This is a genomic window from Rhizobium sp. 25PS6 (assembly GCF_032464655.1).
Lineage (GTDB): Bacteria > Pseudomonadota > Alphaproteobacteria > Rhizobiales > Rhizobiaceae > Rhizobium > Rhizobium laguerreae.
On record NZ_JAWDIV010000008.1, the window covers coordinates 20,413 to 46,587 of the forward strand.

Below are 26,175 nucleotides of genomic sequence, written 5' to 3' on the forward strand. Positions count from 1 at the left end.
CGATCCCCCGGGACAGTTCAGGCGCCGTCATCATGCCCAGTACGAAATGCTTTGAAGGAAAAGGCTGGCGGCCTTGGGCATCGGAAATTTCTCTCCGCTGATCAGCGCGTAGGCAACCGGCAGTTCGGGTTCGAGCGGAATGAACTGCAGCGGCAGCGTCGCATATTCACGGGCGATGATCTCGCCGACCAGCGCAATGCCGAGCCCCTGCGCGGCCAGCGCGCAGGCACTCGCCACCGAATGTGCCTCGAGCAAGGGGCGTTGACGGATGCCTGATTTGTAGAACAACGCCTCCAACTCGTGGCGAACCGGTCGCTCCCTGTTCAGCATGATCAGATCCTGCCCCTTCAGGTCGCCGACCGACAATAGGCGGCTGCCGGCCTTGGGATGATCATTGTGCAGGGCGCAAATGATCCGCGACGACAGGATCTTCTCCTGTTTCAATCCCGGGCTCATCAGCGGCAGACGCGCGAAGCCGAGATCGGCCTCGCCGTCGGCCACCATCCGTTCAATTGCCAGATAGCTGCCGGATGCGACTTCGACGCGCATTGGACCATTCGCCGCGAGAAAGTTCTTCACGAGCTTCGGAATGCGCGTCGAGGAAAGACTGGAGGGAAAGGCGAGCCGCAGCATGATCTCGCGCGACCGACCGCTCTCGAGCTCCATCGCCGCCGTTTTCAAGGCGCGTAGCCGGTCGGAAATGGCACGGATTTCCGGGCCGAGCTGCAGCCCCTCGCGGGTCGGTTGCAGCCGGTTCTTTTCCCGGTCGAAAAGCCGGACGCCGAGATAGTCTTCCAGTTGCTGCAACAAACGACTGGCGTTCGATTGCGAGATCCCAAGCTCGACGGAAGCGGCAATCGTCGAGCCCGTCGCGGCGATGGCGTCATAGGCTTCGATATGCTTCAGGCTGATCGCCGCACTCGTGTCTCGCGCCATTCTATCTCCAATGTCGATAGCCCTACCCGCAAACCGCATAAGATTGCGGACCTGCGGAAAGTTGAACATTTTCCGCTGAGAACCAAACTCACGGGAAGACTTTCGTCAATGGCCACCATTCTCCGGAAGATCGCGGAACAGGTCCTGTCGCGAACGACGTTCTCAAACGTCGCCATGGACCGGGCAAAAGATGCCGTGGTGGATACCATCGGCTGTATGATTGCAGGCAGCGGCGATGAAAGCGTTGCCGCGCTCACCCGCGCCTTCGACGGGGAAATCGCCGAAGGCGGCGCAGCTCGGCTCGTCACCGGCGGCTCCGCCTCGCCCTCTTTCGCCGCACTCATCAACGCAACGGCGGCTCATGCGCTCGATTTCGATGACAATTTCCATCCGGCGAGAGCGCATGCTTCCGCAGTGCTGGTGCCTGCGCTGCTGGCGGTTCTGACGAGCGGCAAGGCGGCAAGCGGAAGACGGTTTCTCGAGGCCTACCTGGCCGGGCTGGAAGCGCAGGCGGCGGTCGGCTTTGGCGTCAACCCCTCTCACTACAACAGGGGCTGGCACGCGACGGCGACGGTCGGCAGCATCGGGGCTGCGGCTGGCGTGGCACGGCTTCTCGGCGCCGACGAAGAGAGCCTAATCGCGGCGATGAGCCTCGCGACGAGCTTCGCCTGCGGCCCGAAAGGGCAGTTCGGCACGACCGCCAAACCGCTTCACGCTGGCATTGCCGCGCGCAATGCCGTGGACGCGGCGCGCATGGCGCTTGCGGGCATGAGCGGGCGGCCGGATATCCTCGAGCGGCCGCAAGGCTTCCTCGATCTTTTCGGCGGCGATGATGCCAAGGGCTGGGAGGGACTGACATTCGAGGAGGAGCATATCATCGAAAGCCGGGGCGTGGTGACCAAGCGCCATCCCTGCTGCGCCTCGACCCATCGCGCCATCGATGCGCTTCTGGATCTGAAGCAGGAGCATGGGCTCTTGGCGGGCGAAATTGCCAGGATCGAGACGAAAGTCGGCATATCCGCTGCTCGCAACCTCGCTTATCCCGAGCCCACCGACGAGATGCAGGCCCGCTTCTCAATGCAATATTGTCTGGCGACAGCTTCGCTCAAAGGCTCCCTTAGCCTTTCGGACTTTACACGGCGGGAGATTGGGCGAGCGGAAATCCGGGAATTCATGCCGCGCGTCGAAATGCGGTCCTTTTCGGCTGAGGAGGAAAAAGGCGTGGAGCGCCTCCCCCATATCGTCACGGTCACGATGCGCGACGGGCGCATTTTGAACAAGTCCCGCTTGCATGCGAAGGGATCGCTTGAAGCGCCGATGAGCGTTCATGAACGTGAAGTCAAATTCATGGACTGCTTGCGCTGGGGAAATCGGGATGTGTCCGACGCCTCTTTCCTGCAGCTTCGCAGGCTTGCCGATTCTGAAAACCTGTCCGGCGACGATCCCTTCTGGAGCCTGATCGCGGACCGTCAGTCGCCTTGACAAGCCGCGGGACGGAAAAGCGGCAGGGAATGGCTCCCCGCCGCAGCTCGTTCAAGTCCGGCCTTCTCAGGCGAGGTATTTCGTAAACCAGTCGACCGTCCGCTGCCAGGCGAGCTTGGCAGCCGCTTCGTCGTAGCGGGGTGTGGAATCATTGTGAAAGCCGTGATTGACGTCAGGATAGACGTAGGCCTCGAATGTTTTTCCGGCGGACTTCAGCGCAGCTTCATAGGCCGGCCAGCCTTCGTTGATCCCCTTGTCCAGTCCGGCATAATGGAGAAGCAGAGGCGCCTTGATCTTCGGCACGTCTTCGGCGCGCGGCTGCCTGCCGTAGAAGGGCACGGCTGCGGCAAGCTCCGGATAGGCCACCGCCGCAGCGTTGGCGACGCCGCCGCCATAGCAGAAGCCGGTGATGCCGACCTTGCCTGTGGTGAGATCGTTGTTCATCAAAAATTCGACCGCCGCGAAGAAGTCGTTCATCAGCTTTTCCGGGTCGACCTTCTGCTGGAGTTCCCGCCCCTTTTCGTCGTTGCCGGGATAGCCTCCGACCGATGTGAGGCCATCCGGCGCAAGGGCTATGAAACCCGCCTTCGCCACGCGCCGCGCCACATCCTCGATATAGGGGTTCAGGCCCCTGTTCTCGTGAACGACCACCACGGCCGCAACTTTGCCGGTCGCATTTTTGGGGCGGACGAGATAGCCGCGGACATCGCCATTTCCCTTTGGCGAGGGATAGGTGATGTATTCGGCTGATATATCGGGATCAGTGAACTCGACCTGGGTCGCCAGCGCATAGTCAGGGCTCAGCGATGAAAGAATGGCAGCTGCCGTAACACCACCGACGGCGAATTTGCCGGCCCGGTCGAGAAACTCGCGCTTGGTAATTTTCCCGTGCGCGTAATAATCGTAGAGTTCGAGAAGTTCCTGAGGGAAATCCTTGGCTGTCATACGGGTCATGATGGCTCCTCCGTGCCTTCGGGTCTCGCATCATCCTACACACGTAAACTCGCGGCTCTTTTCAACATTTCGCGAGTTCCGCGTGAGCTTGCCGGGGCGATCGTCGGCTGCGCCACAGTCGCTGAATTCGATGGCTCGGCGTCAAGAGATGCGCCCTATTCGCTTTGGCAATCCGCGTCCGGCTGGTCGCAGCCAGCAATCGACCGCCGGCTATCGATCTATGAAAATTAATTTCATGCTTGCGCTTCGATGCCCGTTTTCTATTGACGCCTCCCGATTTTTGTCCCAACTTAAAGAAAATAAATTACTAAATGGGAACTTGATCGGCATGAAAGTGGGAATCATCGGGCTAGGATTCCGGCTCGGCTATCTCGGCTATGTTTTCAAGGCAATCGATAACAGCTTCGACATTGTCGGCTATGTGGATCCGGAACCCGCCGGACTTCCCGGATTGACGGAAAAGGGAATTTCAGTCGGCCAGGCCTATGGTTCGCCGCAAGAGCTCCTCGCCTCCGAAAAACTCGATCTGCTGATGATCGGCTCCCCCAACCACCTGCATCTCGACCATATCAGGCTCGGACTTCAAGCCGGTCTCAAGGTCTTCTGCGAAAAGCCGATCGTCACGACGATCGCCGAAAGCATCGAACTCGCCCATCTGATGGCAAAATTCGGCCATGAGCGACTGATGGTCGGTCTCGTGTTGCGCTATTCTCCCCTTTATAAGGATCTCCGCGCCATCCAGGCCGAGGGCAAGCTTGGTCAGATCGTGTCGATCGAGGCCTCCGAACATATCGAGCCTTATCACGGCGCCTTCTTCATGCGTGACTGGCGCCGCTACGAGCGCTATTCCGGCAGCTTCATGCTGGAGAAATGCTGCCACGACCTCGACCTTTATAACGGCGTCATAGGCGCACGGCCGGAGCGCGTCGCAAGTTTCGGCGGCCGCAAGAGCTTCATCCCGGCTAACGACCCGGCGCGCGAGGGCATCAACGACCTCGAGCTTTTCCACCGTAAGCCGAGCGGATGGATGGGATCGGACAAGGTCTTCGACAGCGATGCCGATATTATCGACTATCAGGTGGCGATCGTCGAATATGCCAATGGCGTCGGCATGAACTTTCACACCAATCTCAACGTGCCCGACCAGTTCCGCCGTTTCGCCATCATGGGTTCGCGCGGCATGGCCGAAGGCGATTTCGTTCGCGGCTATCTCGACGTTCACGAACAGCTGACCGGCAACAAGGTGGTCGAAAACAAATATGCCGCGACCGAGCTCTCCCAGCACTACGGCGCCGATGAACAGATGGCGAGCGACCTGCTTGAAAGCGTGCGCACCGGGCTCGAACTTCCTGTTTCCACCCTGAATGCGCTCGAAGCCGGCATCCTCGCCTTGGCGATGGACGAAGCGAGGATGAAGAAAGCGGTCGTCGATCTCAGACCCGTCTGGGACCGCTTCGACGAAGCCCTTCACGCGAGAGCGGCTTGAGGGGGGCGGCAAGATGAGTGTTCAAAGAAGCACCTTCATCTTCGCTTGCATCCTTCTTCTTCCGGCTGTTCTCTATGTTCTGGCAATCGTCGCCTATCCGCTGGTCGATACGTTCATTCTCTCCTTCACCGACGCGTCCCTCAGAAAGACCACCAACTGGGTCGGCTGGGCCAATTACGAAAAGATCTTCAATGAACGGTTTGCGGAAGTGATCATCCGCACCTTCGTCTGGACCTTCTTCTCCGTTGCCCTGAAAATGGTGATCGGCACGTTCGGCGCATGCATGCTGAATGCCGCGGTCCCCGGCCGCTCGCTGTTCCGGCTTTTGACCATGCCGCCGTGGATCGTGCCGATGGCGATCGGCATCTTCATGTGGGGCTGGATGTATAACGGCCAGTTCGGGATGATATCAGGCTTGTTGCAGCGCTTCGGTCTCGTCGACGGACCGGTCGCCTTCCTCGCCTATGGAAACACCGCCTTCTGGGCAACGATCATCACCGACGTGTGGATCGGCGTGCCGCTGGTGACGATCTACTTCCTGGCGGCGATCCAGTCCATTCCGAAGGATCTCTACGAGGCCGCCTGGACCGACGGCGCCGGCCGCTGGTACCGCTTCCGCCGCATCACGCTGCCGCTGATGGTACCGGCGATCATCACCATGTCGATGCTCTCGCTGATCGCCACCTTCAACTCGTTCGACATCATCTGGATCCTGACGCAGGGCGGACCGAGCGGCGAGACGACGACGATGATCATCGATACCTATCAGACCGCGATCGGCTCGAAGAAATACGGTGAAGGTGCAGCGCGCGCCGTTTTGATCTGCATCTTCCTGTCGCTCTTCTGCTTCGCCTATTTCCGCGTCACCCGCCGCCTCAATCCGGAGAAGCGCGCATGAGCAACGCAGCCATGATCGACCGTTACCGCTGGTGGGAAATCATCCTGATCTATTGCGGCATCGCGCTGTTTCTTTTCTTCGTGCTGTCGCCCTTCGTCGAAGGTTTCCTGGTTTCGCTGAAGCCGCTCAGCCAACTCTTCTCCTCGCCCTACCGTTTCTGGCCGGAGAACGGCTCGTTCGAAGCCTACCGGACGATGTGGATCAGCGTGCCGGGCTTCGGGCGCTATATCTTCAACTCGTTCTTCATCTCGATCATCGTCACGCTGATCGTGCTTTGCCTCGTCATTCCGGCGGCCTATGCCTTCGCGAAGTTTGAGTTCAGGGGCATGGGCATCCTGCTCGGCGCCTTCCTGACGGTGAACATGTTCTCCGGCGCCGTGCTGTTGATCCCGCTCTTCCGGCTGATGCGCAGCATCGGTGTGCTCAACACCTATCTCGCCATGATCGTGCCGGGCGTCGCCTTCCTGATCCCGTCAGCGATCTGGCTGCTGCGCACCTACATGATCCGTATTCCGCAGGAACTCAACGAAGCGGCCTACATGGATGGCGCCAGCCACTTCTACACGCTGCGCCGGGTCATCCTGCCCATTGCGATGCCGGGGATCATCGTCGTCGCCATCACCACCTTCATCGGCGCCTATGCCCAACAATTCATCTTCGCGCTGACGTTCAACTCGAAGACCGAATACATGCCCTTGCCGGTGGGGCTCTTTGCTTACTTCGGCAAGCAGGAGGTCATCTGGAACGAACTGATGGCGGCTTCCTTCGTCGGTATCGCGCCGGCGATGGTCGTCATCTTCTTCCTTCAGCGCTACCTTGTCGGCGGGCTGACCGCCGGTGCGGTGAAACAATAAGACCAAAAAACGAGTGAACAGCTAACACAAGAATGGGAGTCACGACGTGAGCATATCAATCAAGACAGGCCTTATGGCGCTCGCCCTGCTCGGTTCGACGGCACTGACCGCCGTCACTGCCCAGGCCGCCGACAAGGAAATCAGCTGGATCTATTGCGGCGACACGATCGACCCGGTCCACACCAAATACATCAAGCAATGGGAAGAAAAGAACGCGGGCTGGAAGGTCGCCCCCGAGGTCGTCGGATGGGCGCAGTGCCAGGACAAGGCAACGACGCTTGCTGCCGCCGGCACGCCGGTGGCGATGGCCTATGTCGGCTCGCGCACGCTGAAGGAATTTGCGCAGAACGACCTGATCGTTCCGGTGCCGATGACGGACGACGAGAAGAAGACCTACTATCCGAACATCGTCAACACTGTGACCTTCGAGGGCACGCAGTGGGGCGTTCCGATCGCTTTCTCCACCAAGGCGCTTTACTGGAACAAAGATCTTTTCAAGCAGGCCGGCCTCGATCCCGAGACGCCGCCGAAGACTTGGGCTGAAGAAATCGAGATGGCGAAGACCATCAAGGAAAAGACCGGCATTCCCGGCTTCGGTCTCTCCGCCAAGACCTTCGACAACACGATGCACCAGTTCATGCATTGGGTTTACACCAACAACGGCACGGTGATCGATGCGGACGGTAAAGTTACGCTCGACAGCCCGCAGATTCTCGCCGCGCTGAAGGCCTATAAGGATATCGTCCCCTACTCCGAAGAAGGCCCGACGGCCTACGAGCAGAACGAAGTCCGCGCCATCTTCCTCGACGGCAAGGTGGCGATGATCCAGGCCGGCTCGGGTGCAGCCGACCGCCTGAAGGCGACGAAGATCAGCTGGGGCATTACCACGCTGCCGCTCGGCCCCGACGCCAAGGGTCCCGGCACGCTGCTGATCACCGACAGCTTGGCGATCTTCAAGGGCTCGGGTGTCGAGGACAAGGCGACGGAATTTGCCAAGTTCATCACGTCGCCGGATGTGCAGTCCGAATATGAACTGCAGGGCGGCGCCGGCCTCACACCGCTGCGTCCGTCGCCCAAGGTCGATGAATTCGTCGCCAAGGATCCGCACTGGAAGCCTTTGATCGAAGGCATCAGCTACGGCGGCCCGGAGCCGCTCTTCACCGACTATAAAGGCTTCCAGAACTCGATGATCGAGATGATCCAATCCGTCGTGACAGGCAAGGCCGAGCCGGAAGCCGCGCTCAAGAAGGCGGCGGGCGAAATCGAAGCCTTCAAATAAGCCCCTCGGGCTCTCTGGGATCGCGGGATGTGACATCCGCGATCCCTTCCCTGACGATGAACGCCCGACCAAGGCGCCGGTGGAGACAGATTTTTGGGACAACTCCTTCTCAACAAGGTTCAGAAATTCTATGGCGATTACGAAGTTCTGAAGGGCGTGCAGCTCGAGGTGCGGAACGGCGAGTTCGTAGTCTTCGTCGGACCGTCGGGCTGCGGCAAGTCCACGCTCTTGCGCATGATCGCAGGTCTCGACGCGACGACCGCCGGCGACATCATCATTAATGGCGTCAGGGTCAACGATCTGCCGCCGGTCAAGCGCGGCATCGCCATGGTGTTCCAGTCCTACGCGCTTTATCCACACATGACGGTCTTCGAGAACATCGCCTTCCCGCTTCGCGTCGAAAGGATGGAAGAGGAAAAGCTCAAGACCAAGGTGGAGAACGCGGCGCGCATCCTGCATCTCGAACAGCGGCTGCAGCAGAAACCCGGCATGCTGTCCGGCGGCCAGCGCCAGCGCGTCGCGATCGGCCGCGCCATCGTGCGCGAGCCAAAGATATTCCTGTTCGATGAGCCGCTGTCCAACCTCGACGCAGCACTTCGCGCCGACATGCGTATCGAGCTTGCCAAGCTGCACAGGCAGTTGAAGGCGACGATGATCTATGTGACGCACGACCAGGTCGAGGCGATGACCATGGCCGACCGTATCGTCGTGCTGGATTCCGGCGACATCTCCCAGACGGGCGCGCCGCTGGAGCTTTATCACAAACCCGCAAACCAGTTTGTCGCCGGCTTCATCGGCAATCCGAAAATGAATTTCCTGCCCGTAACCTGCAAGGGCGTCAGCGCCAATGGCGTCGAGGTGGATTATCAAGGCCAGACAGCCGTTCTGCCGGTGACGCCGCGCGACGGCATGGCCGGCAAGGCTTTAACGCTCGGCATCCGGCCGGAGCATATCCAGCTTGGCGGCGGCGATATCGTCTTTACCGTGACCCCGACAGTCATCGAGCGCCTCGGGGCAAATACCGTCGCTTACGCCTCGCTCAACGGAGAGTCCGAGAATTTCTGCGCCATGCTGCCGGGCAGCGTCGGCATCCGTGCGGACGCGCCGGTCGCGACCGGCATCAATGCCGCAGATTGCCACCTCTTCGACGAGGCGGGCATAGCTTTCGAGCGGCGCGTTGAGCTGACCGAAATCGATATGAACGTGATCAACCCGACGGCGGCTTGAACCGACTGGCTCCGTTTCAGAGGTTTGGGCGTCGCCAGTATGGCGGCGTTGCGCCTCTCGTTCAGCGATTTCTGGGGCGACATGTTACGAACTTAGGAAAGGCCAGCCGCGCCCCGAAGCATTCGGACCGTTTCGCGTGACTGTCATCAACCGAGCCGCGCCCGGCGACGAGCGCTTTAGTCCGCAACCCGCGCGCGTAGGCGGGGCAATATCCAATCGAGGAAGCAGCGCACCTTCAGCGACAGCGGATCGGCTGGTCCATGCATCACGTTCACAGGTAGCGGTTCCGGCGCGAACTCCGTCAGCAATTCCTGCAGAGCGCCGGAGCGCAGCTGATCGGAAATCTGGTAAGACAGTACGCGGATAATGCCGATACCGGCCATTGCAGCCTGAATGGCCGCCTCCGTCGTGTTGACCGCGAGTTTGGGGTGCGGCTCGATGCCGAAGGCCGGACCGTCGCGGCGGTAGCGCCATTCCGGCGCGGTCGCAAAGCCCTGGAAGCTTATACCGTCATGTCGTGCGAGGTCTTCCGGCTGACGCGGCACGCCTCGCCGGGCCAGATATTCGGGGCTGGCGCAGATCACCCGGCGGACACTGCCGACGCGTGTTGTGATCAGGGCACTGTCCGTCAGGTGGCCAATTCTAAGAGCCACGTCAACCTGCTCGTCCGCCAGATTGATCTGCCGATCGACCAGCGTCAGGCGCAGGTTGATATTGGGTTGCTCCTTCAAGAATTGCAGCGAGATTGGCAGCAGATGACGCTCGCCGAAGGCAACAGGTGCGGTCACATGGAGCCCGCCACGCAGCGCCCCATGGTCGCCGCTCGCCTGCCGCTCCGCCGCGTCCAGCTCCTCAAGGATACGGCGTGAGGCGGCAACAAAGGTGCGCCCCTCTTTGGTCAGGGACAGGCCCCGGCGAGTGCGCAGCACCAAGGGCACGCCGAGGTGTTTTTCAAGATCGGCGACCTTGCGGCTGACCGTGGCAAGGGGGGCACGCAGTTGCCGCGCCCCGGCAGAAAGGCTGCCGGCATCGACCACCGCCAGCAGTACCGACATCGCGTCAAAACGATCCATGCAATCCTTCCGCTATTTGAGAGGAATGTTCTCAAAATGGCAGGATACCCTACTGTTTGTGGATATCATAGCTTCACGTCGTTCACCGGCGCTGTTCGGTTTCCCGTATTGCCAATGATCAGGAAGGACGTCATGCCCACACTTTCGCGTCGTGCCTTTGCAAGCGCTCTCCCACTCGGCTTGCTTGGGGGAAGCCTTTTCGGCGGAGGAATGATTGAAGGCGCGTCCGCGCTTGCCGCGACACCGGCTACGGCCAAAGCGCCGGTCAGCGTTACGCCGCTCGCGCAGATCCGCATCGGTCGTTTCACGGTGACGGCGTTGACGGACGGCTATGCGGATATGCCCTATGATTATTTTCCGGGGCGAACCGCGGCGGAGGTCGAACAGGCGGCAGTCGCGCAGTTCACCGCCCGCGCGGGCGGGGTGCGGTTCCTGTTCAACCAGTATCTCGTCGAGGATGGCGAACGCCGCATCCTGATCGATGCGGGTGCGGCAGGCTCGATCGGCCAGACCGGCCAACTGCCGCAGGCGCTCGCCGCGCTCGGCCTGCAGCCCGACCAGATCGACGCGGTGATCGTGACGCATATGCATCAGGACCACATGGGCGGTCTGATCCTCGGAGGCAAGAACAACTATCCCAAGGCGGAACTCTATATAGATCGCCGCGACGTCGCGCATTGGACTGATCCGGCCAAGCGCAGCGGCGCACCCGATTATCTGCAGACCAGCTTCAAGATGGCCGACGAGGTCGTGCGCCTCTATCCGAGACTTCAGGCGATCGACGGAGAGCGAGAAATCGTGCCGGGCGTCTCAATTGTCGACCTGACCGGCCATACACCCGGACATATCGGTGTGCGGGTCCAAGATGGCGGACAGAGCCTCATCATGGTCTCGGATATGATCTTTCCCGTCGTTCATCCTGGGGCGACCGACGTGTTCTTCCTGTTCGAGCAGGATCCTGCCGCGGCCAAAGCCATGCGCGACCGGTTCTTTCCTCGCGCCGCTTCCGAAGGCGCCCTCATCGCCGCCACGCACATGCCCTTTCCAGGGCTCGGCCGTGTCGTTGCCGACCATGGGCAGATGCGTTGGCAGGTAGCGGATTGGGCCCTGCAGAACTGAGGTCTGCTTGGCGGTCGCAAGGGTAGTGATCGCCATGACCCCTTCCGCGGGGCTGCACCGCGATTAAGCCATCCCCGCGGGGCCGCGACAACCTCGACGCAGCACTTCGCGCCGACATGCGTATCGAGCTTGCCAAGCTGCACAGGCAGTTGAAGGCGACGATGATCTATGTGACGCACGACCAGGTCGAGGCGATGACCATGGCCGACCGTATCGTCGTGCTGGATTCCGGCGACATCTCCCAGACGGGCGCGCCGCTGGAGCTTTATCACAAACCCGCAAACCAGTTTGTCGCCGGCTTCATCGGCAATCCGAAAATGAATTTCCTGCCCGTAACCTGCAAGGGCGTCAGCGCCAATGGCGTCGAGGTGGATTATCAAGGCCAGACAGCCGTTCTGCCGGTGACGCCGCGCGACGGCATGGCCGGCAAGGCTTTAACGCTCGGCATCCGGCCGGAGCATATCCAGCTTGGCGGCGGCGATATCGTCTTTACCGTGACCCCGACAGTCATCGAGCGCCTCGGGGCAAATACCGTCGCTTACGCCTCGCTCAACGGAGAGTCCGAGAATTTCTGCGCCATGCTGCCGGGCAGCGTCGGCATCCGTGCAGACGCGCCGGTTGTAACGGGCATCAATGCCGCCGACTGCCATCTGTTCGATGAGGCGGGTATTGCCTTCGAGCGCCGCGTTGAGCTGACCGAAATCGATATGAACGTGATCAACCCGACGGCGGCTTGAACCGACCTGCTCCGTTTCAGCGGTTCGTCCTGCCAGGTCGGTTCCTGGGGGCGACATGACACGCGAAGCGATTGCGGCTGCCCGCCGGTAGAGTTCGGGTGATTTTCAGTCCACGAATGTCGTTGGGCAATCTCGTCCAGATACCAAGGTCCGACCCATTGCGGAGCTTGTCATTGAGGGAACAATGACCAAAAGCTGCCGTTAAGGGGACAAAGCTGGAGCGGAGGTAGTTGTGATCCACCATGTCTCGGTCGGGACGAATGATATTGCGCGTTCAAAGCGCTTCTACGATGCCGTTTTGCCCATCGTCGGCATTGTGCCGATGGCCGAGGACGAGGGTGGACTTGGTTACGGCAGTGGTACGTTTCATTTCAGCGTCCAGGTTCCGATCAATGGAAAACCTGCGACCGTGGGCAATGGCACTCATATCGCCTTTGCTGTCGAGGACCGTTCGATGGTCAATCGATTTTACGCAGCGGCACTAAAATATGGCGGCAGCGACGATGGCGCTCCGGGGCTGCGGCCTAACTATGATGCGAACTATTATGGAGCGTTCGTCCGCGATCCGGACGGTCACAAGATCGAGGCCGTGACCTACTCCGCAAAATGACTCGCTCACGGAGGCGCGCATGCCGACCCTTCCCTATGCAATTCTCGAAGCCCCCTCCACGCTGGGCTTGGCGACCGAAGGTGTGGAGCACTTGCCCGACCGACTAATGGATCTCGGTCTTGCGGAGCGCATCCATGCGCACCGCGCCGAGCGGCTGGCCGTCCCTCCGAAGGACCCTATGCCCGATCCCGAGACCGGCATCCTGAATGCCAGAGCAATCGCGGCGTGGTCGCCCAAGCTCGCCGACGCGGTGGAAGCGGTGCTTGACTCCGGCAGATTTCCGGTTGTGCTGGGCGGCGATTGCACGATCCTAATGGGCTCGATGCTCGCGTTTCGACGGCGCGGCCGCTACGGCCTGTTCTTCATCGACGGCAACGCCGATTTCTTCCAGCCCGAGGCGGAGCCCCATGGCGAGGGCGCCTCGATGGACCTTGCCTTGGTCACCGGTCGCGGCCCGTCGCTCCTCACCGACATCGAAGGGCGCGGTCCGTCGGTCCGTCCCGAAGACGCCGTCGCCTTCGCATATCGCGATCATAAGGATCAGGAGGAGTACGGAAGCCAGCCGCTTCCCAAGGAGCTCAAGGCGATTGACCTTCCCGCCGTGCGCGCGATGGGCATCGAGGCGGCCGCGCGCGAAGCAGTCGACCACCTGACGCGAGAGGAATTAGACGGCTTCTTCATCCATCTCGACGCCGATTGCCTCGACGACGTCATCATGCCGGCTGTCGATTTCCGCGTGCCGGACGGGTTGTCATGGGACGAGCTAGAAACCGCGCTTCGGGTTGCCTTGGCGAGCGGCAAGGCAGTCGGTATCGAGATCACCATCTACAATCCGCGCCTTGATGAGGACGGCAGCGCCGGCCGCGGCCTGGCCGACGTACTAGCCGCAGCGCTCGGAGCAGCAGCGCAATGAACACGGCGAGCACGTCTGTTTTCCGCCGCGGTCACACATGGCAGACCTTCCGCCACCGGCCCGCTCTGGCCGTAAAGGCCGGTGGAGACACTTCCTAAGAGCAGACGTTCCCTCCGAGTCGAGTTTCCCGACCCCGCGCTACTCGCCTATGCTGGAAAGGCACTTCATCGAGCTGTTCCAGTTTCTCCGGCAACGCGGCCGCCCCGACGGCGTCCGCAAACAACTGCGATGCGTGGTGATCCAGCAACGCGTCAGTGCGCCCGGCAGTCGTAATGCAAGGCTGCTATATCCGAGCCTGCGAGCTTGCGCTGGCCCAGCAGCTTGAACGGTGCACTCAAGCCAGGCTCGAATGTATGCACGCCCTCACCCAACACGACGTTGCCCACCAGAAGGTGAAACTCGTCGACAAAGCCATGCGCAAGCAAGTTATTGAAGAGAATACTGCTGCCAAAGATCAGCAGGTCGTCACCGGCCTGAGCCTTGAGTTCAGCCAGCCGCGCATGCACGCGTGTCCTGCTGACAACCTCGGTGCCGGCCCAAGGAGAGGTTTTTGCCAGAACCAGCGTGTCGCTGGCGACGAGCTTGCGTGCAGCGTCGACACGCTCGGCGATCTCGCTTTGCACCGGGTCGTTGGTCGGACTGCGATCGACATTCGGCCAATAGGCCTCGAACATGGGGAACGTGACTGCACCGAAGAGCAGCGTGCCCGCGTTGCGCAAGAGTTCAAGATTGTGGGCGTCGAAGGCCTCCCCCATTGGCAGCATGTCAAGCCGGCCATCCGGGCCGGCGCAGTAGTTGTCGAGGGAGCTCAGAATGCTGACGACGAGCTTGGCCATCGCGAATGTCCTTCTGCTGAACGAGTGATGCAGTCCCGAACCTTTCGGGCCTGTCGTTCCCTTAGAGACATAGCGATGCGGAAACTCATCGCTCCGTGGCGAAAATTCCTAGTGAAACTCGTCGCGCATTCCGAACCGGCTGCAGACTGCAGGGTCAAGAAAGCTGTCGATGGCAGTAATGTGGCCGTCGTACACGCTCAGCAGCACGACGCCACCCGGCCGGAAGCGGTCGTCACCAGCTTGCTTCAGATAGCAGGCGAATCCGGGCTGGCCGTTGCCGCGTAAAGAGTGGAGCCGCCAGGGAGTCTCGAACACGCGTTCTGCGAAGAATTTTCCGACAAACTCGCGACCACTGAACCATGCCGGCAGCGGCGGCATTGTGAAGCGGACATCATCGGCTAGTAGGTTCACCATTGCTGTGACGTCGCGGCGTTCCCAAGCGGATACGAAGGCATGCAGCAGGAGTTCGAGCCCCTGCGCATCAACTTGCAGCATCTCGCTCGACTGCACGGTTGCGGGCTTCTTCGCCCTCACCGTTTGTCGAGAGCGCTGCAGCGCACTGTTGACTGAGGCCACGGTGGTTCCAAGCATGTCGGCGGTCTCGGTGGCCGAGTACCCAAGCACCTCGCGTAGCAGCAGTACGGCGCGCTGCGTGCCGGGCAAGTGCTGTAACATGGCAACGAATGCAAGTCCTATGTATTCGCGACGCAGCAGTATCGCTGCTGGATCTTCGTTGGGCGCACTCCCGTACAGCAGTTCGCTATCCGGCATTGGTTCCAGCCACACGGGCCCCTGCACCGGCTCGCCCAGTTCGGCTGTGGACCGAAGCGGCGGGGCGAGATCGCCTGACGCTAGACGCCGAGGGCGTCTCGAAATCATGCGAAGGCAAATGCGCGTGGCGATGCTGTTGAGCCACGTGCCGAGCGAACTGCGTGCCTCGAAAGACCCTAGGCCACGCCATGCACCGAGTAGTGTCTCCTGCAGAGCATCGTCGGCATCAAAGGGCGAGCCGAGCATGCGATAGCAATGCGTGTGTAGCGGCTTGCGATAGGGCTTCATGAGCTGGTCGAATGCCGATGTGTCACCAGCTCTTGCTTGCTGCAGCCACTCGCTTTCAGCTGGATCGGCCGCGTTCTTTACCACCACCTGTCGCACCGTGTGCTGTGACATGTCGAAGACCATGGGTTGGGCGCGCTATGGCCAGAATATTCGCTCTCCGAGGGGCACCTTAGTCTGGACGTTCGCTTCCGAGAAGGTACGTATCTTACCGCTGCGAGCTTCCCCGACTGGCACATGACGTCACGCTTGTCGTTATTTGGACGCCAGGAGCCGCCTGATCGCGAGTAATTCATCGACAGCCGCGGCCTTTGGCGATCAGGGCCATTTCGCCCTCAGCCGCAACCGCCTCCTACCAGACGAGACCGCGGGCCGCGACATCCTCGACGCGGGTGACGATGCCGCCCCGATGGAAGACCATCGTGTCGAACAGATTGGACACCACGCAGGTGTGGTTCGGGATGATGAAGAGCTTCTGGCCGATCTGCGGCCGGGGGCCGGTGCAATTCGACAGGTCGATCACGCCGTGTTCTTCCGAGAGACTGCTGATCCGCGCCTCGGGATAACCGACGATCAACCCGTAATCGCTAAAACCCTGAAGATCCGATGTCAGCGCCTTCGACCCGGCATCGATGACGGCGCGGTCGGCGTTTGGCCGCGACACGACAGTCGCCAGCACGTGCATCGCGCAATTGTCCTCGGTGCAATGGCCCATACGAACCATTTGGCGATCATTATAGATATAGGTGCCGGCGCGGTGTTCCGTGGCTGAGGTGACGAGATGCGCCTCGAAGAGGCTTGGCGTTCCGCCATTGCTGACGATCGGGCAGGTTATGCCTTCCGTCTTCAGCTGTTTCAACGTCTCGGCGATGAACGCTTCGACGGCGGCGGCCGATTGCGGCTTCGGATAGGTCACGATGCCGCCGAAGGTGAGGCCATCGGCAGCGGCGATACGCCTGGCGAGAGAGGCCGCCTCCCCCGGTGTCTGCACGCCGCAGCGGCCGCCGCCGGTATCGCATTCGACCAGTACGTTCAGTGGCTTGTGGCCGGAGAAATGCGCCGCGAGCCCGTCGACCGTCACTTCGCTGTCGGCGACGACCCTGAGGGCCGAAATTCTCTCGTTCAACCTGGCCAGCCGCTCGAGCTTCTGCGGTCCGAGGATATTGAAGGTGATGAGGATATCCTCGAAGCCGGCTTCGGCAAAGACTTCGGCTTCCGTCACCTTCTGGCAATTGATGCCCTTGGCGCCGGCGGCAACCTGCGCGACGGCGAGAGCCGGGATCTTATGCGTCTTGATATGCGGGCGGAAGTTCAGCCCGTGCCGATCCATATAGGATTGAACGCGGTCTATGTTTGCCGCCAGCCTGTCTTCGTCGATCACAGGACGCGGCGTCGAGAGATCGGCGATCCTGTCGCCTGCCTTGGCGATGACGGCAAACCTGTTGTCATGCATCTAGGCGGCTCCGCGTTCTCTACCGTGTGGATCGGCGACGATTGGCCATATGGTCTTCGGTGCCCGCCGGTATGGCGTCGTCGCCGGATTATTGGGATAGGGCGTTCCGGCAGAGCAGTAAAGGATCTCGGCGGCGATCTTCGAGAAGGACGCGAAGAAGTGGTTGGTGGATTTGATCACCAGGATCTTCTGCCGGGCGGGATCGATGCCCATCGCCGAAAAAAGGCTCGGATCGAAGCTTTGAGCGCGTGTCGAATTGAGGATGATGTCGATGCTGTCAAGCACGATATGTGCGGCATCGCCGAAAGGTGCGAGGCTCTCGCCGAACTGCATCTCGGCATTCTTCACCAGCTTGACGATTTTGACGGTACCGTCGACGGGATTGCCGGTGCCGGGCGCCGACTTGGCGCCGAAGCGCAGCGGAATTTCCGCCCCCTCGCCCGCCGCAAAACAGATCTGGACGGCCACCGGATCCCAGATGGTGCCGATCGCAGCACTCGTGACGCCGCGGGCGATCAGCTCTCCGAGGATAACAGTCGCATCTCCTGCGGTGCCGCCGCCGGGATTATCCCAGACATCGGCAATGACAACAGGCCAGGTGGTGGCGGCCATCGCGCGCGCGACGGCTTCCTTCTCGTCGATCTGCGGCACCATGAAGGTGCCGCGCTTCGAAAACAACTCGAGGCCGAGTTCGCGCGCCAAAGCCGCGCCCTTTTCCGGCTTATTGTCAGTCACGACAAGCAGCTTCGTCCCCATTTCGGGAACGTCGCCCACCATGAAGCCGTGGATCACCGAGATCGACAGGACGTCCGGATCATCCTTTTCGATCTGCATGATCTTGTCGACGAAGGAACGCATGGGCTCGCGCGATGTCGGGAAGACGTCGATCATCTTGCAGTCGAACACCGACATATCAGGCCTGACGCGGCTTTCGAGCGTCTCGACCGCAATGCGCCAGAGGTCCTCGGCGCGGTCGACGAAGTCCGTGTGCGGAAATTCTTTGAAATAGACGGCGAAATCGAGAGCGGCGACGCGTTTTGCGGTGAGATGGCTGTGCGGATCGAGCTCGGCGCAGATGAGGACATCGGGCCCGACGATCTCGCGGATGCGTGAGAGAAGATCGCCTTCCGTATCCTCGTATCCGGCTGCCACCATGGCGCCGTGCAGGCCCATGACAACGGCGTCGACAGGCATTGCCGCGCTGAGTTGCCCGAGGATTTCGTCACGCAATTCCTCGTAGGTCGCCCGGTTGACGAGGCCCGCGGGGTCGGCCCAGGTGGCGGTTCCCTCAATCAGTTCCCAATCCTTTTCCCGGGTGACGCGCCTTCCGACGGTGATCGGCGCAGTGCACAGCGTCGGCGTTTCGGGATGTTGACCGGGGGGCGCATAAAGCGAGGCTTCGAATGCGCGGCGATCCACGCAGATCGGGGAAAAGGTGTTGGTCTCGGTCGCCAATGCCGCCGTGAAAATGCGCAAGTAAGTCGCTTTCGTGTTGTCGGCTCTGCTCTACCCCATCGGGTTCGGCAGGTAGCCGGTGAAACCTGAGATTTTCCAGCGTCCTTGGTGAAGCCTGCAATAATAGAGCGTCTGCCATTGCAGGACGTCCCGGGTATCGTCGCTCTTGGTAATGCCGCCGTCGAATTTCTTGCGAACGAGGGCCATTTCGCCCTCGATTTCGATATCCTCAAGCGTCGTCGTGGTGAAGATCGCCATGCGCGCATCTTCTGCGAAACTCTGCTCGGCGAAATCCTTTGCCTGCCTCAGCCATTCCTGGCGATAGGCCGACAGCGTCGGAAATGCCAGACGCCACCTGTCGGGGCTGACCTGCTTCTGGGCATCGATACCGATAAAGCCCTCTTCGACGAAGTCATGTTCCACCATCGACCAATCGGCCGCCAGAAACGCATCGATATCGCGCGCAACGAGCATTTCCCAGATGGCATGCCGGGCGCTGTCGGACGGGAATGGATTCTGGAAAGGATCGCGCATATCAGCCCCGGATTGAAATTCTTTTCATAAATCGCGTTTTTCACTGGTCAAATTCTGCTTTCTATGGTCACTTGTCAACTTATCAAGAAAATAATTTGCAAGGACTCCAGCATGCCGATCAAGCGCTATGGCACTGTTCAAACGGGCGCCGGCGGCAAGGCGCTGCCTTTCGCACGTGCGGTCGAAGCCGACGGATGGCTGTATGTTTCCGGCCAGGTTGCGATGGAAAATGGCGAAATCATCGACGGCAATATTATCGCCCAGACCCACAAGACGATTGCCAACATCCTTTCGATCCTCGATGAGGCCGGATACGGCGTCGAGGACGTCGTGCGCGTCGGCGTCTGGCTCGATGATCCGCGCGATTTCTGGACCTTCAACAAAATCTATGAGGAGTATTTCGGCGAACATCCGCCGGCACGCGCCTGTGTGCAATCGTCGATGATGGTTGATTGCAAGGTTGAGATCGACTGCGTGGCCTATAAGAAGAAGGACGCATAGCGAGCCATCGGGGGGACGGGTTTGGATATCTTTTCGACGTTGCAGGAAGATAGGGGTCGGCTCTCTCCCTCCGAAAGCCGCATCGCGGAGATCATTGTCAACGACTTCGAATTTGCCGTGAATGCCTCGATCATCGAGCTGGCGGAACGGGCCGAGGTATCGCCGCCGACCGTCACGCGCTTTTGCCGGCGGCTCGGTTGCGAGAGCTTTTCCGACTTCAAGGTGCAGCTTGCCCGCACCGCCCATATCGGCGTTCGTTATCTGAAACCGGAATCGAAAAGCACCGATCCGGCCGATGTCGCCCAGGATATCATCACCAAAGCCCAGAACGCGCTCTTTCTCCTGCACCGGTCACTCGATCTTACCGCGATCGAAGCCGCCGTTTCGCATATCGCCAAGGCCGATATGATCTATGCGTTCGGGTCGGGCGGCAATTCGTCGATGATTGCCGACGAGCTCCAGAACCGGCTCTTCCGTCTCGGGCTTCGTATCACCGCAAGTTCCGACCACAGCATGCAGCTGATGATGGCTGCCGCGGCAAGACCCGGCGACGTGTTGATCGGCTCGTCCTTCTCGGGGCGCAATATGGAGCTGGTGCGCGCCTTCGAGCTTGCCCGCCAGACCAAGGTGAAGACGATCGCGCTCACCCAGACGGCCAGCCCGGTTGCCAAGGCGGCCGAAATCGTCGTGGCGATCGACCTTCCCGAGGGCCACAATATCTATCGCCCGACCTCGACGCGCATCGCCTACATCGCGACGATCGATATCCTGTCGAGCCTGGTCGCCTATGCCGTTCAGCCGAAGGCGACGACCACGCTTCGGCGTATCAAGCAGCAGCTTGTCATTCACCGTGACGGCGACGACCGGCAATTGCTTGGAGATTGAGGTTCATGAACGGGAGCGACGGAAAATGACGCAGTCGATAGCCATCGTTACCGGCGCTGCAGGCGATATCGGCGCGGCGATCGCCGCACGGCTCGCCGATGACCATGACGTCGTGTTGCTCGCCGACATCGATGCGGAGGCTGCTGCTGCCGTTGCATCGAAGCTCGGGCCGGGCAATCGCTTCGTGGCCATCCAATGCGATGTCACCAGCGAGACGAGCATTGCCGAATTGGCAAGACGCGCCGCTGACGTCGGCGTGGTTCGAACCCTGGTCAACAATGCCGGTGCTGCCCGCGCGACCAGCCTGCACGAGACGACGCCCGAGATCTGGCGGGCGGACAATGCGCTTAATCTCGAAGCGGCATTCTTATGTTTCCGCGCGTTCGAGCCCATGCTGAAGGCCTCGAGGGGTTCGGTCGTCAACATCGCCTCGGTCAACGGCATGCATGTCTTCGGACACCCGGCCTATAGCGCCGCCAAGGCCGGCCTTCTGCATTTCACCCGGCTGGTCGCCGTGGAATACGGCAAGTTCGGCATCCGGTCCAACGCCGTCGCACCCGGCACGGTGAAGACGCAGGCCTGGGAAGCCCGTGCGAGCGCCAATCCCAACGTTTTCGAGGAAGCACGCCGCTGGTATCCGCTACAGCGGGTCGTCGATCCGAAAGATGTTGCCAATGCCGTGGCCTTCCTGGCCGGTCCCCAGGCCGCCTCTATCACCGGCGTCTGCCTGCCTGTCGACTGCGGCCTCACGGCAGGCCAGGCCGAGCTCGCGCGGACCTTCTCCCAATCGGAACATTACTGACATTCAGATGCCCGCATGAGCCGCCTTTTCCCCGACGTCTTCCGCAATCCGGCGATCCGCGCCAGCATGATCGCCATTTTCACCTTCGGAATGGCGGGGGCGATGACGGCACCCTACCGTTCGATCGTCGGTATCCGCGAACTGGGGTTGAGCGACGGCCTCTATTCCTTCCTGAGTTTCGTCTCGGCGGCGGTGAACGTCGTCATCAGCATCCTGCTCGGTAATCTCGCCGACCGGCTTGGCGAGTACCGGTCGACGATGATCGGCGCCTGCCTGTTCGGTATCGTCGGCTACGGCATGGTCTACGCCTTTCCCAGCGCTGCCGTCTTCGTCATCAGCGGCTTGCTGCCCCTGCCGATCTACGGGGCGCTGAACTCGCTGTTGTTTGCCAATGCGCGTGCGGCGATGCACGGCATGAGCCGAAGCGACATGGTGACGGTCAACTCCGGCGTACGCGCCATGATCTCGCTGTCCTGGGTGCTGATCCCCGGGATCACCGGCCTGCTGCTGTCTGGCGCATCGAGCATGCTGCCGGCCTATCTCTTTGCCGGCCTTTCATGTCTGCTCTGCCAGGGGATCATCGTCTTCGCCCTGCCGAAGCGGGCGGCAACGGAGATGGCAGCAGTTCATCATCTCACTTATCTCGGCGCGCTTCGCCAGGTAGTTTCGCCGCGGATTTCGGCGCATATTTGCGGGGTGGCGCTGATCACCAGCACGCTGCATCTCAATGACGCCCTGCTGCCATTGATTGTCACCGGTGCCGCGCATGGCAGGCTGAGCGACGTCGGCATTCTCGTCGGCATCGTCGCATTGCTGGAGGTCGTCTTCATCATCATCTGGTCGCGGATCGCCCGGAAAACCGGCCAGATGACGGCGCTTGCCGCCGGCACCATCATCTACGCCGTCTTCCTCAGCCTGCTCGGCCTTGCCTCTGAGCCGTGGCATCTCTATGCGCTCACCGTGCTCGCCGGCATCGGAGCGGCGGCGATCATCAGCTTTCCGATCACCTATCTGCAGGATCTGATTGCCGACCGGCCGGGGCTCGGCAGTGCGCTGATCTCCGTTAACATCTTTGCCAGCGCCGGGATCGGCGCGCTGGTCTTTGCCGCCGGCACCTATGTGACCGGCTATTCGGGAACCGCCATCCTGAGCGCCGTGACCGGATTGTCCGGGATAGCGATCATTGGCCTCTTACAGAAATGCAATGCCCGTTGAGCCGACGCCATAAAGAATTGGCAGCTTACACATTGGGGCAGGACTCTTTGATGAAAGGCAATTGTGGCGGCGATGCAAGGTTGGCGGAGACATCGACGCGGTAAGCGACCGGGGATTGGTAGCATACTAAGTGGTTGTTAGGGTTTGATAAATTCTAACATACGGCGTAAAACATCTCCGCAGTTCAAAATTTTCAAATACTGATTATTTCCACAAATGAAAGATTGCGATTCAATTTTTACGATAGAACGAAAGCAAATTTGCAATTTAATCGACTTTGTGAGATTGTATCTATTATCTCATTTGGAGGTGAGCGTATTCCAATAGATGGCAAGTCTGTTTTGCGGGGAGTTTCTGCTTATTTTTGTATGAGTAGATAAAAGCCTATTTGTTTGCAGCAAATTTATTGCTTTCCCTCTGACCATTAGAATTTCAGGAGCGTGCCGCTTATTTCAATGAATATTTGACCACAATAAGGCTGGGGTTGCGCAATTGGATGATAGTAAATTCGCAACTCATGATGTTGTGACATGGAGCGGCATGGGCTGAATTGAAACTCCATCGGGAGGACGTGATGCGGCAGCGGAAATCGCGCTTAGTTATTCCAGCTTTAAGCATGATGGTAACCTCCGGCGCACCCTGGTCCTTGATGGTCGCTTGCATTCTGGCCTTCATCATGGTCGTCCTATGCGGCGTGACTATTGGCTTAATTCAGTTTCAGTCACGGCTCCAATCAGAAATTTCCCAAACATCCATCACTGAAATTGCGTCGATGGCACGTATCGACCGGCTACTCCAAATCGAGCGGTTCACCTACGAAACACTGAGTGCCGAGACGCGCGATGCATCAACAGCTGTATTTGTGAAGGGGCTGGAAGTGAGTGCGCGCGTGGCGAGGGTCTGTGCCACAATTAACGCGGAAGGTCCTGGCGCAGGGCTTTGCCGTTCCTTCCTTGAGAACGTCCCATTCAATCAGTCGCCGACAGGTATCATACCGGCACTGCGTTCCCTCTACTCCGATCCTCCGTCAGAATATGATGCGGATGAGATGCTTAAGTCTGCAGTCGCAGTTCTTAAAATTGATGATCCAACAACGAAAGATCTTCTTTCTCAGCATCGCCATGAGATAAGGCCGATCGCAGAAATCAACGTGGAGCTTGAGACAAAACTACGACCGGAGATGTACAAAAAATACAGAGAGCAAATTTTGGTCTGCGAAAAGATTAGAGAGCTTTCTTTAGTCTTGAACACGTCTTCTTATCCAGTGCGCGGCTGCTCCCTGTTGGTTGAACAGGCAAATGCTGCGTTTTACAGACCTGAGACAATAAATTCACCGAGCGGACAATTCTCTGGTTCAGGAAGGCAGACATCCGCGGCCTCGAACCATGTAAATTCTGACACCGAAACCATTGCCGGCAACGGTTCTGCGGGGGCCGTGCATCCTGTTCGGCAGTTTTCGAACTCGGTTCCTTCAAACAATCCAGGGCAAGCCAGTCCAGCAACTATTACCTCCGCCGCTATCGTCTCACCTACCAGTCAGCAGACCGAACTCGTCGCTCAATATCTGTTTTATCAAGCGGCTTCGTTCGGTTTTCTTAGTACCATTCTACAGGCCCCATCTGACTTTTTATCTTTTTTCCTTGTCGGACTAAGTGGCTTACTCGGAGGGCTGTTACGCGTGATTTTAGCTTGGTCTGCGAGCGAGAAAGCGCCAAGCTGGCGTGATCTTTTGGTCTTCGTCCTACTTGGTTTGATTTGCTCGTTGATCATCTACTCGCTGTTTCGCGGAGGGTTTATGGTTATTACCAACGCCGATCAAAAGTCGGCGTCGGCAGGGCTTAATCCCTTTGTTGTGTCCGTCTTAGGGCTCGCTTCGGGCCTTCTCTCGGATCGCGCGATTGCCCGCTTCAAATCTGCCACCGATTCTATATTTGGCCAACCTGAGCCGGACCAGCTTGAAAAGTGGGGCTTTGGACTTGGATCTGCGCTCGCTGAAAAAACAGAGATCGAACGGGCTCGTATGGCCGAACAATGCAATGTGAGTCTGGAAAAATTCAATGATTGGATCAACGAGGTCGATCCAGTTCCTAAGGCGGCACAAGAAATCCTCGCGCTCATCATCGGCAAACCGAAACGTGAACTTTTCACATCTGAGGCACGATAGATCGAAGAGGCAACGAAAAATGGTCGCGTTCTTTCGTTTGATTGCTTTAGCAAATGCAATGGTCGTATTGGCGTCGCCGACCTTAGCCCAAAACCCGAACTTTTTTCCGCAGCAACCGCCGCCCCCGCCCCCGCCGGTCTTCCTACCTGGTGGACCGGCAGAGTTTAACCGACCGATATTTGCCCAACCGCCGCCGGACTATCAGCAACTCGGTCAGCGGTGCGTCACGAACATCGGCATTTGTGTACTGAATGGGGCAGGCCCTCTCGGCTATGGATGTACGTGTTTTTTCCCCGTTGGATCGGCGCCTGGACAAATTGTGCCATGAAAGTGAAATGATATTTGTGGCGGCGCCGAGGACGCGCATGTGACAGATGCCGCAGCCTCTACCTCTAGCTAGATTGGCTTCAAACAAGATCTGACGGAGAATGGAGCTTTCATCGGTGTTCGTCTTGTGACAAGGGTGATGCTGCATTTCCTTTGAAGGCGACATGAAGGCGATCTCCGGCACGAATCTCGAGCAGGCCAAGTCTCACAACCGGCGTGTGGTGATCGAGGCTGTCCGCACGAATGGTCCGTTGTCTCGCGCGGCGATTGCCCGGATGACGGCGCTGACCGTCCAGACCGTGTCGAATATCGTCGAGGAACTGGAGAGGTCGCATCTTCTCGTTCCGTCCGAGGCGCAGAAGCTGGCGCGTGGCCAGCCGATCATCCCTTACACCATCAATCCGCGCGGTGCCTATTCGATAGGCCTCGAACTTGGCCGCCAGCGGGCGAGCGGGGTTCTGACGGACCTCTCCGGCGCCGTTTGCGCGCGCATCGAGCGCCATGTCGAACATCCCGATCCGCAAAGGGCCATGCCGGCTCTCCAGTCCATCGTCGAGGATCTTCAGCAGGTCTTCACATTCGACCGGAACAGGCTGCTCGGCGTCGGGATGGCCCTGCCCGGCCGCTATGCCGATGGCGGCACCACGTCGCTCAGCCCGCAGAGCCTGCCCGGCTGGCAGGATTTTCCTGTCGCGCTTGAGCTCGAACAGCGGGTCAGGGTGCCGGTGCTGGTCGAAAACGATGCGACGGCAGCCGCGATTGGCGAGCGTCTTCATGGCGTCGCCCGCGGTTTGGGCAGCTTCGTCTATCTGTTTCTCGCAGGCGGCGGTGGCATCGGCGCCGGAATGTTCCTCGACGGCCACCTCTACAAGGGCAGCCGCAACAATGCCGGCGAGATCGGGCATGTCATCGTCGAGCCGCATGGCAAGCTTTGCAGCTGCGGCAAGCGCGGCTGTCTGGATCGCTATGTGTCACCGGCCGTCGCCTATGAATTCATGGGCATTGCCAATGCCGAGGAGCTGTCGCCCGACGATCTCGATGCGCTGATCGCCAAGGGCGGCGAGGGTCTCGACGCCTGGCTGGACCAGGCCGTCCAACCGCTGCGGCAGACCGTCGATTTTCTGGAACTGGCCTTCGATCCGCAGACCATCGTGCTCGGCGGCAGCATATCGACATCGCTGATGCTTCGGCTTGCAGAGCGGCTGGAGCCGCTGCATATGCCGATCGACCCCAGCCAGAAGCGGACCATCCCCCGCGTGATGATCGGCATGACCGGCAAGGATACGGCAATCCTCGGCGCCGCCGCCCTGCCGATCTTTTCCGAAACCAATCCGCGCTTCGACGTCCTGCAAAAGCCGCTCGGCTAATACACCTCGGCC

The 26,175-nt window shown here is 59.9% G+C and carries 23 protein-coding genes and 1 pseudogene; 16 read left to right on the forward strand and 8 right to left on the reverse strand.

The annotated features are described in order from the left end of the window. Positions 1-30 precede the first annotated feature (30 nt). Positions 31-1,005, reverse strand: a complete 975-nt coding sequence (locus RWK44_RS13060) for a LysR family transcriptional regulator (RefSeq protein WP_316028897.1) — start codon at positions 1,003-1,005, stop codon at positions 31-33. A gap of 39 nt (positions 1,006-1,044) precedes the next feature. On the opposite strand from RWK44_RS13060, the gene RWK44_RS13065 reads away from it, so the two are divergent. After that, complete coding sequence (locus tag RWK44_RS13065; protein WP_316028898.1) at positions 1,045-2,418, forward strand: MmgE/PrpD family protein; 1,374 nt, start codon at positions 1,045-1,047, stop codon at positions 2,416-2,418. A 66-nt stretch (positions 2,419-2,484) separates the two neighbouring features. On the opposite strand, the gene yghX is transcribed toward RWK44_RS13065, so the two are convergent. After that, the gene (gene yghX / locus RWK44_RS13070) at positions 2,485-3,372 is read right to left on the reverse strand and encodes a YghX family hydrolase (RefSeq protein WP_131662233.1); all 888 of its coding nucleotides are present in this window, start codon (positions 3,370-3,372) and stop codon (positions 2,485-2,487) included. Positions 3,373-3,700: 328 nt separating this feature from the next. Here yghX and RWK44_RS13075 point away from each other — a divergent pair, with 328 nt between their 5' ends. The 5 genes from RWK44_RS13075 to RWK44_RS13095 all read left to right on the forward strand — a co-directional run bounded on the left by RWK44_RS13075 (position 3,701) and on the right by RWK44_RS13095 (position 9,116). Beyond that, positions 3,701-4,858 (forward strand): Gfo/Idh/MocA family protein, encoded by a 1,158-nt coding sequence (locus RWK44_RS13075; protein ID WP_316028899.1) that lies wholly within the window; start codon positions 3,701-3,703, stop codon positions 4,856-4,858. A gap of 13 nt (positions 4,859-4,871) precedes the next feature. Continuing rightward, the gene (locus RWK44_RS13080; RefSeq protein ID WP_027665515.1) at positions 4,872-5,756 is read left to right on the forward strand and encodes a carbohydrate ABC transporter permease; all 885 of its coding nucleotides are present in this window, start codon (positions 4,872-4,874) and stop codon (positions 5,754-5,756) included. After that, positions 5,753-6,610, forward strand: a complete 858-nt coding sequence (locus RWK44_RS13085) for a carbohydrate ABC transporter permease (RefSeq protein WP_003553169.1) — start codon at positions 5,753-5,755, stop codon at positions 6,608-6,610. The genes RWK44_RS13080 and RWK44_RS13085 overlap by 4 nt, the downstream gene beginning before the upstream one ends. A gap of 73 nt (positions 6,611-6,683) precedes the next feature. Then, positions 6,684-7,889, forward strand: a complete 1,206-nt coding sequence (locus RWK44_RS13090; protein ID WP_017958116.1) for an ABC transporter substrate-binding protein — start codon at positions 6,684-6,686, stop codon at positions 7,887-7,889. Between the two features lie 93 nt (positions 7,890-7,982). Next, positions 7,983-9,116, forward strand: a complete 1,134-nt coding sequence (locus tag RWK44_RS13095) for an ABC transporter ATP-binding protein (protein ID WP_316028900.1) — start codon at positions 7,983-7,985, stop codon at positions 9,114-9,116. A gap of 176 nt (positions 9,117-9,292) precedes the next feature. Here the strand turns inward: RWK44_RS13095 and RWK44_RS13100 are convergent, their stop codons facing one another. Beyond that, the gene (locus tag RWK44_RS13100) at positions 9,293-10,189 is read right to left on the reverse strand and encodes a LysR family transcriptional regulator (protein ID WP_316028901.1); all 897 of its coding nucleotides are present in this window, start codon (positions 10,187-10,189) and stop codon (positions 9,293-9,295) included. Between the two features lie 132 nt (positions 10,190-10,321). Between RWK44_RS13100 and RWK44_RS13105 the strand changes: the two genes are divergently transcribed. The 4 genes and pseudogenes from RWK44_RS13105 to RWK44_RS13120 all read left to right on the forward strand — a co-directional run bounded on the left by RWK44_RS13105 (position 10,322) and on the right by RWK44_RS13120 (position 13,568). Continuing rightward, entirely contained in the window at positions 10,322-11,308 is a 987-nt protein-coding gene (locus RWK44_RS13105; RefSeq protein WP_131628880.1) for an MBL fold metallo-hydrolase, read from the forward strand. Between the two features lie 89 nt (positions 11,309-11,397). Then, positions 11,398-12,045: pseudogene (locus RWK44_RS13110) on the forward strand (ABC transporter ATP-binding protein); the annotation flags it as partial. 232 nt (positions 12,046-12,277) lie between these two features. After that, positions 12,278-12,655 carry a VOC family protein gene (locus RWK44_RS13115; protein WP_077980071.1) on the forward strand — a complete coding sequence of 126 codons (378 nt, stop codon included), beginning with the start codon at positions 12,278-12,280 and terminating at the stop codon, positions 12,653-12,655. Positions 12,656-12,674: 19 nt separating this feature from the next. Continuing rightward, positions 12,675-13,568: an arginase family protein gene (locus tag RWK44_RS13120; protein WP_077980070.1), complete on the forward strand. Its 894-nt coding sequence runs from the start codon at positions 12,675-12,677 to the stop codon at positions 13,566-13,568. 251 nt (positions 13,569-13,819) lie between these two features. Here RWK44_RS13120 and RWK44_RS13125 read toward each other — a convergent pair whose 3' ends face one another. The 5 genes from RWK44_RS13125 to RWK44_RS13145 all read right to left on the reverse strand — a co-directional run bounded on the left by RWK44_RS13125 (position 13,820) and on the right by RWK44_RS13145 (position 18,902). After that, the gene (locus RWK44_RS13125) at positions 13,820-14,404 is read right to left on the reverse strand and encodes a dihydrofolate reductase family protein (RefSeq protein WP_316028902.1); all 585 of its coding nucleotides are present in this window, start codon (positions 14,402-14,404) and stop codon (positions 13,820-13,822) included. Between the two features lie 108 nt (positions 14,405-14,512). Then, positions 14,513-15,586: an RNA polymerase subunit sigma-70 gene (locus tag RWK44_RS13130; RefSeq protein ID WP_316028903.1), complete on the reverse strand. Its 1,074-nt coding sequence runs from the start codon at positions 15,584-15,586 to the stop codon at positions 14,513-14,515. Between the two features lie 226 nt (positions 15,587-15,812). Then, on the reverse strand, positions 15,813-16,913 hold the full coding sequence (locus tag RWK44_RS13135) for a D-TA family PLP-dependent enzyme (protein WP_221999150.1): 1,101 nt from the start codon (positions 16,911-16,913) through the stop codon (positions 15,813-15,815). Continuing rightward, entirely contained in the window at positions 16,914-18,389 is a 1,476-nt protein-coding gene (locus RWK44_RS13140; RefSeq protein ID WP_316028904.1) for a M81 family metallopeptidase, read from the reverse strand. It abuts the gene before it with no gap. 30 nt (positions 18,390-18,419) lie between these two features. Then, the gene (locus RWK44_RS13145; protein WP_316028905.1) at positions 18,420-18,902 is read right to left on the reverse strand and encodes a hypothetical protein; all 483 of its coding nucleotides are present in this window, start codon (positions 18,900-18,902) and stop codon (positions 18,420-18,422) included. Positions 18,903-19,013: 111 nt separating this feature from the next. Between RWK44_RS13145 and RWK44_RS13150 the strand changes: the two genes are divergently transcribed. The 6 genes from RWK44_RS13150 to RWK44_RS13175 all read left to right on the forward strand — a co-directional run bounded on the left by RWK44_RS13150 (position 19,014) and on the right by RWK44_RS13175 (position 26,163). Next, a complete protein-coding gene (locus RWK44_RS13150; protein WP_077980065.1) occupies positions 19,014-19,403 on the forward strand; it encodes a RidA family protein in 390 nt (129 codons plus the stop codon). A 21-nt stretch (positions 19,404-19,424) separates the two neighbouring features. Continuing rightward, complete coding sequence (locus RWK44_RS13155) at positions 19,425-20,288, forward strand: MurR/RpiR family transcriptional regulator (protein WP_077980064.1); 864 nt, start codon at positions 19,425-19,427, stop codon at positions 20,286-20,288. A gap of 25 nt (positions 20,289-20,313) precedes the next feature. Beyond that, positions 20,314-21,090 carry an SDR family oxidoreductase gene (locus tag RWK44_RS13160; protein WP_316028906.1) on the forward strand — a complete coding sequence of 259 codons (777 nt, stop codon included), beginning with the start codon at positions 20,314-20,316 and terminating at the stop codon, positions 21,088-21,090. Positions 21,091-21,105: 15 nt separating this feature from the next. After that, on the forward strand, positions 21,106-22,305 hold the full coding sequence (locus RWK44_RS13165) for an MFS transporter (protein ID WP_316028907.1): 1,200 nt from the start codon (positions 21,106-21,108) through the stop codon (positions 22,303-22,305). 574 nt (positions 22,306-22,879) lie between these two features. Further along, on the forward strand, positions 22,880-24,469 hold the full coding sequence (locus RWK44_RS13170) for a hypothetical protein (protein ID WP_316028908.1): 1,590 nt from the start codon (positions 22,880-22,882) through the stop codon (positions 24,467-24,469). Positions 24,470-24,960: 491 nt separating this feature from the next. Beyond that, the gene (locus RWK44_RS13175; RefSeq protein ID WP_316028909.1) at positions 24,961-26,163 is read left to right on the forward strand and encodes an ROK family transcriptional regulator; all 1,203 of its coding nucleotides are present in this window, start codon (positions 24,961-24,963) and stop codon (positions 26,161-26,163) included. The last annotated feature ends 12 nt before the right edge of the window (positions 26,164-26,175 follow it).

Coding starts and splice junctions, on each gene's coding strand:
- RWK44_RS13125 (WP_316028902.1), bottom strand. CDS start 14,404: ATGGCCAAGCTCGTCGTCAGCATTCTGAGCTCCCTCGACAACTACTGC.
- RWK44_RS13105 (WP_131628880.1), top strand. CDS start 10,322: ATGCCCACACTTTCGCGTCGTGCCTTTGCAAGCGCTCTCCCACTCGGC.
- RWK44_RS13130 (WP_316028903.1), bottom strand. CDS start 15,586: ATGGTCTTCGACATGTCACAGCACACGGTGCGACAGGTGGTGGTAAAG.
- yghX (WP_131662233.1), bottom strand. CDS start 3,372: ATGACCCGTATGACAGCCAAGGATTTCCCTCAGGAACTTCTCGAACTC.
- RWK44_RS13065 (WP_316028898.1), top strand. CDS start 1,045: ATGGCCACCATTCTCCGGAAGATCGCGGAACAGGTCCTGTCGCGAACG.
- RWK44_RS13060 (WP_316028897.1), bottom strand. CDS start 1,005: ATGTTCAACTTTCCGCAGGTCCGCAATCTTATGCGGTTTGCGGGTAGG.
- RWK44_RS13170 (WP_316028908.1), top strand. CDS start 22,880: ATGCGGCAGCGGAAATCGCGCTTAGTTATTCCAGCTTTAAGCATGATG.
- RWK44_RS13160 (WP_316028906.1), top strand. CDS start 20,314: ATGACGCAGTCGATAGCCATCGTTACCGGCGCTGCAGGCGATATCGGC.
- RWK44_RS13145 (WP_316028905.1), bottom strand. CDS start 18,902: ATGCGCGATCCTTTCCAGAATCCATTCCCGTCCGACAGCGCCCGGCAT.
- RWK44_RS13080 (WP_027665515.1), top strand. CDS start 4,872: ATGAGTGTTCAAAGAAGCACCTTCATCTTCGCTTGCATCCTTCTTCTT.
- RWK44_RS13090 (WP_017958116.1), top strand. CDS start 6,684: ATGGCGCTCGCCCTGCTCGGTTCGACGGCACTGACCGCCGTCACTGCC.
- RWK44_RS13135 (WP_221999150.1), bottom strand. CDS start 16,913: ATGCATGACAACAGGTTTGCCGTCATCGCCAAGGCAGGCGACAGGATC.
- RWK44_RS13120 (WP_077980070.1), top strand. CDS start 12,675: ATGCCGACCCTTCCCTATGCAATTCTCGAAGCCCCCTCCACGCTGGGC.
- RWK44_RS13075 (WP_316028899.1), top strand. CDS start 3,701: ATGAAAGTGGGAATCATCGGGCTAGGATTCCGGCTCGGCTATCTCGGC.
- RWK44_RS13150 (WP_077980065.1), top strand. CDS start 19,014: ATGCCGATCAAGCGCTATGGCACTGTTCAAACGGGCGCCGGCGGCAAG.
- RWK44_RS13175 (WP_316028909.1), top strand. CDS start 24,961: ATGAAGGCGATCTCCGGCACGAATCTCGAGCAGGCCAAGTCTCACAAC.
- RWK44_RS13165 (WP_316028907.1), top strand. CDS start 21,106: ATGAGCCGCCTTTTCCCCGACGTCTTCCGCAATCCGGCGATCCGCGCC.
- RWK44_RS13100 (WP_316028901.1), bottom strand. CDS start 10,189: ATGGATCGTTTTGACGCGATGTCGGTACTGCTGGCGGTGGTCGATGCC.
- RWK44_RS13085 (WP_003553169.1), top strand. CDS start 5,753: ATGAGCAACGCAGCCATGATCGACCGTTACCGCTGGTGGGAAATCATC.